Origin of the sequence: Streptomyces sp. V4I2 (assembly GCF_030817655.1) — a bacterium.
GTDB classification, from domain to species: domain Bacteria; phylum Actinomycetota; class Actinomycetes; order Streptomycetales; family Streptomycetaceae; genus Streptomyces; species Streptomyces plumbiresistens.
This window is the reverse complement of sequence record NZ_JAUSZM010000003.1, coordinates 7,423,226-7,435,484: the sequence shown is the minus strand read 5'-3', so window position 1 is coordinate 7,435,484 and position 12,259 is coordinate 7,423,226. Positions and strand designations below refer to the sequence as shown.

Here is a 12,259-nt window from a genome sequence, read left to right as displayed (position 1 = left end):
TTCACCGATGCCAGACAACACCCCGAGGACCTCGAATGAGGACCTCACCAAGCGGCTGACCCACGCCCGCTACCCGCGCAGCAACAGCTACGACGTCCGCTGGACCATCGACAACCAGATGGGCCCGCACGCGCTGTGGCTGCTGGAGTGGCTCGCGCCCGCCCTCGGGCTCGACGCCCTGCGCCCCGGCGCCCGCGTCCTCGACCTGGGCTGCGGCCGGGCGATGACCTCGGTCTTCCTGGCCAGGGAGTACGACGCCCAGGTCACCGCGGCCGACCTGTGGGTCAAGCCCGACGAGAACGCCCGCCGGATCGCCGAGGCCGGCTTCGCCGACCGGGTGCAGCCCGTGCACGTCGAGGCGCACGACCTGCCCTTCGCGGAGGGCAGCTTCGACGCCATCGTGAGCATCGACGCGTACCAGTACTTCGGCACCGATGACCTCTATCTGCCTGCCCTGACACGGCTGTTGAAGCCGGGCGGGCGGATCGGTGTCGTCGTCCCCGCACTGCGGGAGGAGCCGACGGGCACCGAGCCGCCCGAGCACCTCACGCCGTGGTGGGAGCCCGACTTCTGGTGCTTCCACTCCCCCGACTGGTGGCGGCGCCACTGGACGCGCAGCGGGGTCGTCGAGGTCGAAGCGGCCGACTGGCAGCCGGACGGCTGGCGGGACTGGCTCCTGTGGTGCGACGTGGTCGCCGAGGAGAGCACCGAGGAGTTCCACGTGCGGATGGCCCGCCAGTGCGCGGAGATGCTGCGGGTGGACGAGGGGCGCGCGCTGGGCTTCGTACGGCTCGTGGGGCGCCGGCTCTGAGCTCGTAGGGGGCCACTCTTAGGGCGCCACCTCTTAGGGCGTCCGCCCCTGAAAACGCGCCCAGGGGGATGCATCGCGACCGATGCATCCCCCTGGGCTTACTGCTTGCGGCTTACTGCTTGGGGCTTACCGCTCGGGACTCAGCCCTCGCTGACGCCCAGCTTCTCCAGGATCAGCTCCTTGACGCGGGCCGCGTCCGCCTGACCGCGGGTGGCCTTCATGACGGCGCCGACCAGGGCACCGGCCGCGGCCACCTTGCCGCCGCGGATCTTGTCCGCGATGCCCGGGTTGCCGGCGATGGCCTCCTCGACGGCGGTGGTGAGGGCGCCCTCGTCGGAGACGACCTTCAGACCGCGCTTGTCGACGACCTCGTCCGGGGTGCCTTCGCCCGCGAGGACGCCTTCGATGACCTGGCGGGCCAGCTTGTCGTTCAGGTCGCCGGAGGACACCAGCTTGCTGACCCGGGCGACCTGTTCGGGCGTGATCGCCAGCTCGTCCAGGGTCTTGCCGGACTCGTTGGCGCTGCGGGCCAGTTCGCCCATCCACCACTTGCGCGCGGAGCCGGCGTCGGCACCGGCGTCGATCGTGGCGACGATCGTCTCCAGGGCACCGGCGTTGAGGATCGCCTGCATCTCGGTGCCGCTGATGCCCCACTCCTCGCGCAGGCGGTTGCGGCGGACCAACGGCAGCTCCGGCAGACCGGAACGGATCTCCTCGACCCACTCGCGCGTCGGGGCCACCGGCACCAGGTCCGGCTCCGGGAAGTACCGGTAGTCCTCGGCCTCCTCCTTCACGCGGCCCGAGGTCGTCGACCCCGTGTCCTCGTGGAAGTGCCGGGTCTCCTGGATGATCGTGCCGCCGCTGTTCAGCACGGCCGCGTGCCGCTGGATCTCGAACCGGGCCGCGCGCTCCACCGACCGCAGCGAGTTCACGTTCTTCGTCTCGGAGCGCGTGCCGAACTTCTCCCGGCCGTGCGGGCGCAGCGACAGGTTCACGTCGCAGCGCATCTGGCCCATCTCCATCCGGGCCTCGGAGACGCCGAGCGCCTTGATGACCTCGCGCAGCTCACGGACGTACGCCTTGGCCACCTCGGGAGCACGCTCACCGGCGCCCTCGATCGGCTTGGTGACGATCTCGATGAGCGGGATGCCGGCGCGGTTGTAGTCGAGGAGCGAGTGCGAGGCGCCGTGGATACGGCCCGTCGCGCCACCGACGTGCATCGACTTGCCGGTGTCCTCCTCCATGTGGGCGCGCTCGATCTCCACGCGGAAGGTCTCGCCGTCCTCCAGCTGCACGTCGAGGTAGCCGTTGAAGGCGATCGGCTCGTCGTACTGGGAGGTCTGGAAGTTCTTCGGCATGTCCGGATAGAAGTAGTTCTTCCGCGCGAAGCGGCACCACTCGGCGATCTCGCAGTTCAGCGCGAGACCGATCCTGATCGCGGACTCGACGCCGGTCGCGTTGACGACCGGGAGCGAGCCGGGCATGCCGAGGCAGGTCGGGCAGGTCTGCGAGTTGGGCTCGGCGCCCAGCTCGGTCGAACAGCCGCAGAACATCTTCGTCTTGGTGCCGAGTTCGACATGGACCTCGAGGCCCATGACGGGGTCGTACGACGCCAGCGCGTCCTCGTACGACACCAGGTCGATCGTGGTGGTCACGGTGAAACTTCCCTCTCAGCCCAGCAGGACGTCGTCGTCGCCCAGCCGCTTCAGCTCGCGGTAGAGGATGGCGAGGCCGGTGACGATGGCGACGGCGGACACGGTGGCGTCGATCAGGACCAGGGTGTCCTTGTCGGCGCGGGCCTTCTTGAGCCGCTTGGCGACGCCGAGCGCGCCGAACGCGGTCCCGGCGATGGACAGGTACGTACCGGACTTGGACTTCTTGAAGCCCTTGGCCTTGGTCAGTGCGCTCACAGCGACGGTGCCTCCTCGATCAACGGGTGACCCCACCTTTCCACGAAGGCGGCCTCGACGGCGGCGCCGACCTTGTACAGACGGTCGTCCTTCAGCGCCGGGGCGATGATCTGCAGCCCGACCGGGAGGTTGTCCTCCGGGGCGAGACCGCAGGGCAGCGACATGGCCGCGTTGCCCGCCAGGTTGGTCGGGATGGTGCACAGGTCCGCGAGGTACATCGCCATCGGGTCGTCGGCCCGCTCGCCGATCGGGAAGGCGGTGGTGGGCGTGGTCGGGGAGACGATCACGTCGACCTGCTCGAACGCCTTCTCGAAGTCGCGCGTGATGAGCGTACGGACCTTCTGGGCGCTGCCGTAGTACGCGTCGTAGTACCCGCTCGACAGGGCGTACGTGCCGAGCATGATGCGGCGCTTGACCTCGGGGCCGAAGCCCGCCTCGCGGGTGAGGGAGGTGACCTCCTCGGCGGAGTGCGTGCCGTCGTCGCCGGTCCGCAGGCCGTAGCGCAGGCCGTCGAAGCGGGCGAGGTTGGAGGAGCACTCGGAGGGCGCGATGAGGTAGTACGCCGACAGGGCGAGGTCGAAGGACGGGCAGTCCAGCTCGACGATCTCGGCGCCCAGTTCCTTGAGGAGGGCGACGGACTCGTCGAAGCGCTGGATGACGCCGGCCTGGTAGCCCTCGCCGCGGAACTGCTTGACCACGCCGACGCGCATGCCCTCGACGCTGCCGTTGCGGGCGGCCTCGACGACCGGCGGGACCGGGGCGTCGATGGAGGTGGAGTCGAGCGGGTCGTGCCCGGCGATGACCTCGTGCAGCAGGGCCGCGTCCAGGACCGTACGGGCGCAGGGCCCGCCCTGGTCGAGGGAGGAGGAGAAGGCGACCATGCCGTAGCGGGAGACCGCGCCGTACGTCGGCTTCACGCCGACCGTGCCGGTGACGGCGGCCGGCTGGCGGATGGAGCCGCCGGTGTCGGTGCCGATGGCGAGCGGCGCCTGGAAGGAGGCGAGCGCGGCGCTCGACCCGCCGCCGGAGCCGCCGGGGATCTTGGTGAGGTCCCAGGGGTTGCCGGTCGGGCCGTAGGCGCTGTTCTCCGTCGACGACCCCATGGCGAACTCGTCCATGTTGGTCTTGCCGAGGATGACGACGTCGGCGGCCTTCAGCTTCTTGGTGACGGTCGCGTCGTACGGCGGGATCCAGCCCTCGAGGATCTTCGAGCCGACGGTCGTCGGGATGCCCTCGGTGGTGAAGATGTCCTTGAGCGCGAGGGGGACGCCGGCGAGGGGGCCGAGCTTCTCGCCCTTGGCCCGCTTCGCGTCGACGGCACGAGCCTGGGCCAGCGCGCCCTCGCGGTCGACGTGCAGGAAGGCGTGCACCTTCTCGTCGACCGCTTCGATGCGGGCCAGGTGGGCCTCGGTGACCTCGACCGCGGTGAGCTCGCCGGAGGCGATCTTCGCGGCGGTCTCGGCGGCCGTGAGCTTGATGATGGTGACGTTGTCCGTCATGGCGGTTAGTCCTCCCCCAGGATCTGCGGCACCTTGAAACGCTGCTGCTCCTGGGCCGGGGCGCCGGAGAGCGCCTGCTCGGGGGTGAGCGACGGACGGACCTCGTCCGCGCGCATGACGTTCGTCAGCGGGAGCGGGTGCGAGGTCGGCGGTACGTCTTGGTCGGCGACCTCACTGACGCGGGCGACCGCGCCGATGATGTCGTCCAGCTGTCCCGCGAAGTGCTCGAGCTCTTCGGGCTTCAGCTCCAGACGCGCCAGCCGTGCGAGGTGGGCGACCTCCTCGCGCGTGATGCCAGGCATGCAGCGATCCTCTGGGGTGAGTGTGTGTGGTTTGGGGCCAATCCTATGGGGCACCGCCCCCTGCCCGTTAAACGGTTTCCCCGATGCCGAAGATCACTCCGCGGCCGGCAGGGCCGCCCGCGGCCGCTGCCAGCCCCGCGACCCCCGCGCCCGCAGCCATGCCGTCGTCTCCTCCGGCGGCATCGCGGCCGCGACCAGCCAGCCCTGTACGGCGTCACAGCCCATGTCCCGCAGCCGCTCCCAGGTCTCGTCGTCCTCGACGCCCTCCGCGACGACGAGGAGGCCGAGCGAGTGCGCGAGGTCGACCGTGCAGCGCACGATCTCCGCGTCCTCGGTGTCGACGGCCAGCCGGGCGACGAAGGAACGGTCGATCTTCAGCTCGCTGACGGGCAGCCGGCGCAGGTGCACCAGCGAGGAGTAGCCGGTGCCGAAGTCGTCCAGGGACATCTTCACGCCGTGGCCGGTCAGCGCGGCGAGGGTGTCGGCGGCACGCTGCGGGTCCTCCAGGAGCACATGCTCCGTTATCTCCAGTTGGAGCGCTCCCGCCGGGACGCCGTGGCGGGCCAGCCGGGCGGCCACCGAGCCGGCGAAGCCGGGCGTGTGGACGTCGCGCGGGGAGACATTGACCGCCACCGGGACGAACAGCCCCTGTGAGCGCCACTCGGCGACCTGGGCGAGGGCCGTGTCCAGGACGTATTCGGTGAGGTGGGGCATCAGGCCGGACGACTCGGCGATGGCGATGAACTCGTCCGGCGGCACCTTGCCGCGCTCGGGGTGCACCCAGCGGACCAGGGCCTCGAGGCCGGCCACCTGTCCGTCGAAGCGGACCTTGGGCTGGTAGTGCAGCTCGACCTCGCGCGCGTCGAGAGCCCGGCGCAGATCGCCCAGCAGTCCGAGCCGGTCCGGGGTGTTGGAGTCCCGCTTGGACTCGTAGACCTCGACGCCCGTACGGTCCCGCTTCGCCTGGTACATCGCCACGTCCGCCCGGCGCAGCAGCCCCTCGGCGTCGGGGGCGTGGTCGGGGAAGACGGCGACTCCGGCGCTGGCCTCCAGGACGAGGGTGAGTCCGTCGAGGTCGAGCGGGGAGCTGAGGGCGGCGACGAGGCCGCGGGCGAGCCGGGCCACGGAGGTCGTGGAGTCGGCGACCGGCAGTAACACGGCGAACTCGTCCCCGCCGAGCCGTGCGGCCTCCGCACCGCGCGGCAGCGCCAGCCGGAGCCGGTCGGCTATCTGGAGGAGCAGCCGGTCACCGGCGAGGTGACCCAGCGTGTCGTTGACCGACCGGAAGCGGTCCAGGTCGATCAGCATCAGGGCGGAGCGGGCGCCGATGCGCTCGGCGTCGTCCAGGGCCGTCCAGATGCGCTCCAGCAGCCACTGGCGGTTGGGAAGCCCGGTCAGCGGATCGCGCAGCTGCTCCTCCGCCCGGGCCCGGGCTATCCACAGCGTGGAGTCGAGGGCGACGAGAGGGATGGCGAACAGCGGCAGCAGGATGGGCTTCGCGGCGGCGACCACGCAGACCAGGGGCGCGATGCCGAGCAGCGCGACCGCGAGCAGGCCCTGTCTGACCAGGGCGGTGCGGGCGACGGTGGGCAGGCCGCCGGAGCGCGGGGCGTGCAGATACCAGCCCAGGGTGCGGGTGACCGCGAGGTAGGCGCCCGCGACCAGCACGACCTCGGGGGCGGTGTAGACGGTCCAGGTGTCGGGGTTCCAGGGGTGCTCGACGGACGGCACCCGGCCGAAGGCGCGCAGCAGCAGGGCTCCGGCGCCGATGCCGAGGATGTCGACCGCGCCGTACATGACGCCCTGGCGCCAGCGGCCGCGGCGGGCCACGCCGACCAGCAGGACGACGGTGAGGCTGACCAGTCCGGCGGCCACCCAGCCGTACAGCAGCAGGACGGCGAGGGTCAGGGCAGCGCCCGAGCCGGTGCCGCCCCACCAACGGGCGCGGCCCAGTGCGACCAGGTGGCCGACGATGACGCCGGTGAGCACGGCCAGCGACCAGCCGACGGTGCCGGACGGGAAGAGCGCGTGGCCGTCCGTGAAGGCCCGGTAGAAGCCGGCTCCCAGGACGAACCCGGCCGCCGCGACGACCGCCGCGGGCAGCGCGGGCCAGGACAGGTGTCGTTCCGCCTCGGTGTCCGACAGTCCGGACGCGCGGTCGGCGGTGTGGTGGTGGGCGCCCGGGCCGTCGGTCTGCGTGTAGGGTCCGGCCGGGTACTGTCCGGCGGCGTGCCCCTCCGTGCCCGGACGCTCCGCGGGCCGCGCGGCCCGCCGGATCTCCCGCCATGCGCCGACCATCCGGCGCAGGCGCAGCCGTGAGTCCGGGGCGGCGCTCTCGCTCGGTTCCATTCCCGTCCCTCTCACAGCCGGCGGTGCCCACGCCACGCGGCCCTCGCCTCGACCACCCTCGGCGGTGCCGCGTTGGAAAACCCTTCCCACCGCTCCTGAAGGCTCTTCAAGAGCAAAGGGATGCCCCGACCGCAGCTGGGCACGGCAGGCGCATGTCTCAACAGTAGGCCGCAGAAGGCTTCCACGGGCACCGGTCGTCGACGGTTGCCCGAATGCGCCCCGGCCACCCGTATGCATCTGGTATGCGCCGATCGGGTGGCCTTCAACCGCTGCACCTCGCTACTCCTGGGCCGGAAGCGCGACTTCGGCCGCCGCCTCCGGGCCCTGTTCCAGCAGGACGTTGAAGCCGTCCTCGTTCAGAACGGGCACCTTGAGCTGCATCGCCTTGTCGTACTTCGAACCTGGATTGTCACCCACAACCACGAAAGACGTCTTCTTCGAAACAGAACTGGTCACTTTCGCGCCACGAATTTGCAACGCCTCCTTGGCGCCGTCCCGGGTGAAGTGCTCGAGTGTGCCGGTCACGACGAGGGTGAGCCCTTCGAGCGGACGCGGCCCCTCGTCCCCGCCCGAGCCCTCCTCCTCCATCCGGACGCCGGCGGCCTTCCATTTGCGGAGGATCTCCTGATGCCACTCTTCGGAGAACCACTCTTTGAGTGATTTCGCGATGATCGGGCCGACGCCGTCGGTGCCCGCCAGCTCCTCCTCGGAGGCCTGCTCGATGCGGTCGACGGAGCGGAACTCGCGGGCCAGTGCCTCGGCGGCGACCGGGCCGACATGGCGGATCGACAGGCCGGTCAGGACGCGGGCGAGGGGGCGCTGCTTCGCGGCCGCGATGTTCTCGAGCATGGCGAGCGCGTTCTTCTTCGGCTCGCCCTGCTGGTTGGCGAAGACGGTGGCGACCTTCTCCTCGCCGGTCTTCGGGTCCCGCTTGGGCAGACCGCTGTCCTGGTCGAGGACGTACGCCTTGATCGGCAGCAGTTGCTCGATGGTCAGGTCGAAAAGGTCGCCCTCGTCGGTCAGCGGCGGCTCCTCGGGCTCCAGCGGCTTGGTGAGGGCGGCCGCGGCCACATACCCGAAGTGCTCGATGTCCAGCGACTTGCGGCCCGCGAGATAGAACAGACGCTCCCGCAACTGGGCGGGGCAGGTGCGGGCGTTCGGGCAGCGGAGGTCGATGTCGCCTTCCTTCATCGGCCTCAGCGGGGTGCCGCACTCGGGGCACTTCGACGGCATGACGAAGGGCTTCTCGCTGCCGTCGCGCAGGTCGACGACCGGGCCGAGGATCTCCGGGATGACGTCACCGGCCTTGCGCAGCACCACCGTGTCCCCGATGAGGACACCCTTGGCCTTGACGACCTCCTGGTTGTGCAGGGTGGCGAACTCGACCTCGGAGCCCGCGACCGTGACCGGTTCGACCTGGGCGTACGGCGTGACCCGGCCCGTACGGCCCACGCCCACGCGGATGTTGATGAGCTTGGTGTTCACCTCTTCCGGCGCGTACTTGTATGCGATCGCCCAGCGCGGAGCGCGCGAGGTGGAGCCCAGACGCCCCTGGAGCGGGATCTCGTCGAGCTTGACGACGACTCCGTCGATCTCGTGCTCCACGGAGTGCCGGTTCTCGCCGTAGTACGCGATGAACTCCCGTACGCCGTCGAGGCCGTCGACCACCTTGTTGTGCCCGGAGGTGGGCAGGCCCCAGGTCTTCAGGAGGTCGTAGCCCTGGGAGAGGCGGGTCATGCCGTCGAAGCCCTCCAGGACTCCGATGCCGTGCACCACCATGTGGAGGGGGCGGGTGGCGGTGACGCGCGGGTCCTTCTGGCGCAGTGAACCGGCCGCCGCGTTGCGCGGGTTGGCGAAGGGCTTGTCGCCGGCCTCGACCAGGCGGGCGTTGAGCTCCTGGAACTTCTCCATCGGGAAGTAGACCTCGCCACGGATCTCGACGAGGTCCGGGACGCGGTCGCCCTTCAGACGGTCCGGGATCTCCGCGATCGTACGGACGTTGGGCGTGATGTCCTCGCCGGTGCGGCCGTCGCCTCGGGTCGCCGCGCGCGTGAGCCGGCCGTGCTCATACGTGAGGTTGACGGCGAGGCCGTCGACCTTGAGCTCGCACAGCAGGTGGTAGTCGGGGGCGCCCACGTCCTTGGCGACGCGCTCGGCCCAGGCGGCGAGCTCCTCGTCGCTGAAGGCGTTGTCGAGCGAGAGCATGCGGGAGCGGTGCTGGACCGCCGTGAACTCCGTCTCGTACGCCCCCGCGACCTTCTGGGTCGGCGAGTTCGGCGTGCGCAGCTCGGGGTGCTCCTCCTCCAGCGCCTCCAGGGTGCGCAGGAGCTTGTCGAACTCCGCGTCGCTGACGACCGGAGCGTCGTTCACGTAGTACCGGAAGCGGTGCTCCTCGATCTGCTCAGCGAGCTGCGCGTGCTTCTCCCGTGCCTCGTCTGGCACCGTCGTCTCCGCTTGCTTTTCGCCGGCCACCGTGTTGTCCTCCCGTTACTCTGGGTTGTCCGCGAGGGATCTCGCCGCCCGGGCGCAGTGGGCGAGGGCCTCGCGCGCATACGCGGGGGACGCCCCCGCGAGTCCGCACGACGGTGTCACCGTGACCGCCTCCCCGAGAAGCCCCGGATGCAGCCCCAGCCTGCGCCACAGCGTCCTGACACCCATGACGCTACCGGCAGGGTCTGACAATGGGCCGTCCGTGCCCGGCACGACACCGGCGAAGAGCCGGGTGCCGCCCTCCACCGCCTCGCCGATCGCGTCGTCGTCACGCTCGGTGAGGAGCGAGAAGTCGAAGGAGACCGCGGCCGCGCCCGCCCGGCGCAGCAGGGCGAAGGGGACGTCCGTTGCGCACGAGTGGACCACGACCGGGCCGCCGCCGTGAACTCCGATGATGTTCCGGAGCGTGGACTCGACGAGCTGGCGGTCGGGAGTGCGGTACGTGCGGTAGCCGCTGGCCGTCCTCACCTGGCCGCGCAGTACGGCGATGAGGGACGGTTCGTCGAGCTGCAGCACGATCTGGGCGCCGGGGACCCGGCGTCGCACGTCCGCGAGATGCTCCCGCAGGCCCTCGGCGAGCGAGCCCGCGAGGTCGCGGTAGGCGCCGGGGTCGGAGAGGACGGCCTCGCCGTTCCTCAGCTCGAGGGCCGCGGCGAGGGTCCACGGTCCCACGGCCTGCACCTTCAGCTGTCCCTCGTAGCCCTGGGTGAACTCCTCCAGTGCGTCGAGGTCTTGGACGAGCCACGACCGGGCTCGCTTGGTGTCCCGCCCCGGGTGGTCGCCGAGCCGCCAGCCGCTGGGCTCCACGCGCGCGTACAGCTCGACGAGCATTCCGGCGGTCCGGCCGATCATGTCCGCGCCGGGGCCGCGGGCGGGGAGCTCTGGAAGGAAGGGGAAGTCCTCGAAGGAGCCGGTGGCTGTCCTGGCGGCCTCCCTGGCGTCACCGCCGGGGAGGGAGCCGATGCCGGTGGCGGGGGCGAAGGTGGGGATTGCGTTCACGTGGTGAAGCCTACGTAGGTCGCCTGGTGCGGCGTGTCTACGGTGCTGGCCTGGTGGTTTCTCGCCCCCGCCGCCCCTTCCCGTCCCGTCCCGTCCCCAGGGGGCTCCGCCCCCTGGAACCCCCGGGCCTTTGCCCACCCACCACCCGACTCGCTTGCTTGAAAGGTTGCCCACTTAACCGACCGCGTCGGGTGGTGGGTGGGCATGGGCCGGGGGTCTGGAGGCGGAGCCCCCAGGGGCGAACCCCACGGTCGTGAGCCGTCAGCGGCCCGGGCGGACCGTCAGGTCGTTGATTTCCGCGTCCCTGGGGAGGTCGATCGCCAGCAGGATCGTCGTCGCGACCGACTCCGGGTCGATCCACTGCGAGGGGTCGTACTCCTTGCCCTCCTGCTGGTGGACCTTGGCCTGCATGGGGCTTGCCGTGCGGCCGGGATACACCGAGGTGACGCGGACGCCGTTCGCGTGTTCCTCGTGGCGCAGCGCGTCCGCCAGGGCCTTCAGGCCGTGCTTCGACGCCGCGTACGCGGACCAGTCGGCGTGGGCGTTCAGGCCGGCCCCGGAGTTCACGAAGACCACGTGACCGCGGGCGGCGCGGAGTTGGGGCAGGAAGTGGCGGGTCAGCTCGGCGGGCGCGACGAGGTTGACGTTGAGCTGGTGGCGCCAGGACTTGGGCGTGAGGTCGCCCACCGGGCCGAGGTCGACGACGCCGGCGATGTGGAGCAGGGAGTCCACGCGGTCGGGAAGCGACTGGTGCGAGAAGGCCCAGGACAGCTTGTCGGGGTCCGCCAGGTCACCGACCAGCGTCCGCGCGCCGGGGAACTGAGCCGCCAGTTCCTTCGCGCGGCCCGCGTCGCGCGCGTGCAGCACGAGATCGTCCCCGCGCGCGTGCAGACGGCGGGCCACGGCCGCGCCGATGCCGGACCCGGCTCCGGTGATCACATGAGTAGCCATGCCCGCCATGCTCGCATCAGGCCCGCCTCATTCGACGCCCCGGCTCTCCTCCAGGTACGCCAGTGCCCCCACCGGCTCCTCGGCGAAGAACACCAGGTCGGTCAGCGGGCGTGGCAGGAACCCCTCGTCCTCCATACGGCGGAACTGTTCCTTGAGGCCGTCGTAGAAACCCGCGGTGTTGAGGAGCACGACCGGCTTGTCGGTGTGGCCGTGCTTCTTCAGTTCCAGGATCTCGGTCGCCTCGTCGAGCGTGCCGGTACCGCCGACCATGATGACGACCGCGTCGGCCTTCTCCAGGAGGAGCTTCTTCCGCTCGGCCAGGTCGCGCGCGACGACCATCTCGTCGGCTCCCTGTCGGGCCTTGGCCGCCAGGAAGTCCACGGAGACGCCCAGGAGCCGGCCGCCCGCCTCCTGCACCCCGTCGGCGACCACTTTCATCAGCCCGACGTCGGAGCCGCCCCAGACCAGCGTGTGCCCACCTTTGCCGATCAGCTTCGCGAACTCCCGTGCGGGGCGGGTGTATCGCTCGTCGAGGTCGGCCGCGGAAAGGAAGACGCAGATTCGCATGAAGCCACCGTACGCGGGAAGAACCGGCGGCCCGCGAGCGCTGTTCCGGTATGGCCGAAGGACACACGATCACCATCGAGCAGGGCACGCAGCGCGTACGGGTCCTCCACGGAGACCAGGTGCTGGCGGAGACCGAGCGGCCCCTTCTCCTGCGGGAGACGGGCTGTCCGGTGCGGTACTACATCCCGCCGGAGGACGTACGGCTCGACCTGTTGAAGCCCTCCGAGACGCACACCTACTGCCCGTTCAAGGGCACCGCCTCCTACTGGTCGCTGCCGGACGCGGCGGACCTGGTGTGGGCGTATCCCGACCCGAAGCCCGACGTCGCCCGGATCAAGGACCATTTCTGCTTCTACGAGGTGGAAGTGCTGTGACCGGGTA

General features: G+C 70.7%; 11 protein-coding genes. 2 read left to right on the top strand and 9 right to left on the bottom strand.

What is annotated here, in order from left to right; translation table 11 throughout:
* Positions 1 to 7 precede the first annotated feature (7 nt).
* Entirely contained in the window at positions 8 to 811 is an 804-nt protein-coding gene (locus QFZ76_RS35155; RefSeq protein WP_307677466.1) for a cyclopropane-fatty-acyl-phospholipid synthase family protein, read from the top strand.
* A gap of 140 nt (positions 812 to 951) precedes the next feature.
* On the opposite strand, the gene gatB is transcribed toward QFZ76_RS35155, so the two are convergent.
* The 9 genes from gatB to QFZ76_RS35110 form a co-directional block, all read right to left on the bottom strand.
* Positions 952 to 2,466: an Asp-tRNA(Asn)/Glu-tRNA(Gln) amidotransferase subunit GatB gene (gene gatB, locus QFZ76_RS35150; protein WP_307677465.1), complete on the bottom strand. Its 1,515-nt coding sequence runs from the start codon at positions 2,464 to 2,466 to the stop codon at positions 952 to 954.
* Between the two features lie 15 nt (positions 2,467 to 2,481).
* Positions 2,482 to 2,721: a hypothetical protein gene (locus tag QFZ76_RS35145; RefSeq protein ID WP_307677464.1), complete on the bottom strand. Its 240-nt coding sequence runs from the start codon at positions 2,719 to 2,721 to the stop codon at positions 2,482 to 2,484.
* The gene (gatA, locus tag QFZ76_RS35140) at positions 2,718 to 4,220 is read right to left on the bottom strand and encodes an Asp-tRNA(Asn)/Glu-tRNA(Gln) amidotransferase subunit GatA (RefSeq protein WP_307677463.1); all 1,503 of its coding nucleotides are present in this window, start codon (positions 4,218 to 4,220) and stop codon (positions 2,718 to 2,720) included. Before gatA ends, QFZ76_RS35145 begins: the two co-directional genes overlap by 4 nt.
* A gap of 5 nt (positions 4,221 to 4,225) precedes the next feature.
* Positions 4,226 to 4,522, bottom strand: a complete 297-nt coding sequence (gene gatC / locus QFZ76_RS35135; protein ID WP_007384860.1) for an Asp-tRNA(Asn)/Glu-tRNA(Gln) amidotransferase subunit GatC — start codon at positions 4,520 to 4,522, stop codon at positions 4,226 to 4,228.
* A gap of 93 nt (positions 4,523 to 4,615) precedes the next feature.
* Complete coding sequence (locus QFZ76_RS35130) at positions 4,616 to 6,871, bottom strand: bifunctional diguanylate cyclase/phosphodiesterase (RefSeq protein ID WP_307677462.1); 2,256 nt, start codon at positions 6,869 to 6,871, stop codon at positions 4,616 to 4,618.
* 279 nt (positions 6,872 to 7,150) lie between these two features.
* Complete coding sequence (ligA, locus tag QFZ76_RS35125; RefSeq protein WP_307677461.1) at positions 7,151 to 9,343, bottom strand: NAD-dependent DNA ligase LigA; 2,193 nt, start codon at positions 9,341 to 9,343, stop codon at positions 7,151 to 7,153.
* 15 nt (positions 9,344 to 9,358) lie between these two features.
* Complete coding sequence (locus tag QFZ76_RS35120; RefSeq protein WP_307677460.1) at positions 9,359 to 10,360, bottom strand: methionine synthase; 1,002 nt, start codon at positions 10,358 to 10,360, stop codon at positions 9,359 to 9,361.
* Between the two features lie 261 nt (positions 10,361 to 10,621).
* Entirely contained in the window at positions 10,622 to 11,320 is a 699-nt protein-coding gene (locus QFZ76_RS35115; protein WP_307677459.1) for an SDR family oxidoreductase, read from the bottom strand.
* A gap of 18 nt (positions 11,321 to 11,338) precedes the next feature.
* Positions 11,339 to 11,878 carry a TIGR00730 family Rossman fold protein gene (locus QFZ76_RS35110; RefSeq protein ID WP_307677458.1) on the bottom strand — a complete coding sequence of 180 codons (540 nt, stop codon included), beginning with the start codon at positions 11,876 to 11,878 and terminating at the stop codon, positions 11,339 to 11,341.
* Between the two features lie 50 nt (positions 11,879 to 11,928).
* Between QFZ76_RS35110 and QFZ76_RS35105 the strand changes: the two genes are divergently transcribed.
* Positions 11,929 to 12,252 (top strand): DUF427 domain-containing protein, encoded by a 324-nt coding sequence (locus QFZ76_RS35105; RefSeq protein ID WP_307677457.1) that lies wholly within the window; start codon positions 11,929 to 11,931, stop codon positions 12,250 to 12,252.
* Positions 12,253 to 12,259 lie beyond the last annotated feature (7 nt).

What these genes read in the sequence shown, in the direction of transcription:
- QFZ76_RS35155 (WP_307677466.1), top strand. Translation starts at nt 8, where the DNA reads ATGCCAGACAACACCCCGAGGACCTCGAATGAGGACCTCACCAAGCGG.
- gatA (WP_307677463.1), bottom strand. Translation starts at nt 4,220, where the DNA reads ATGACGGACAACGTCACCATCATCAAGCTCACGGCCGCCGAGACCGCC.
- gatC (WP_007384860.1), bottom strand. Translation starts at nt 4,522, where the DNA reads ATGCCTGGCATCACGCGCGAGGAGGTCGCCCACCTCGCACGGCTGGCG.
- QFZ76_RS35130 (WP_307677462.1), bottom strand. Translation starts at nt 6,871, where the DNA reads ATGGAACCGAGCGAGAGCGCCGCCCCGGACTCACGGCTGCGCCTGCGC.
- QFZ76_RS35115 (WP_307677459.1), bottom strand. Translation starts at nt 11,320, where the DNA reads ATGGCGGGCATGGCTACTCATGTGATCACCGGAGCCGGGTCCGGCATC.
- QFZ76_RS35110 (WP_307677458.1), bottom strand. Translation starts at nt 11,878, where the DNA reads ATGCGAATCTGCGTCTTCCTTTCCGCGGCCGACCTCGACGAGCGATAC.
- QFZ76_RS35105 (WP_307677457.1), top strand. Translation starts at nt 11,929, where the DNA reads ATGGCCGAAGGACACACGATCACCATCGAGCAGGGCACGCAGCGCGTA.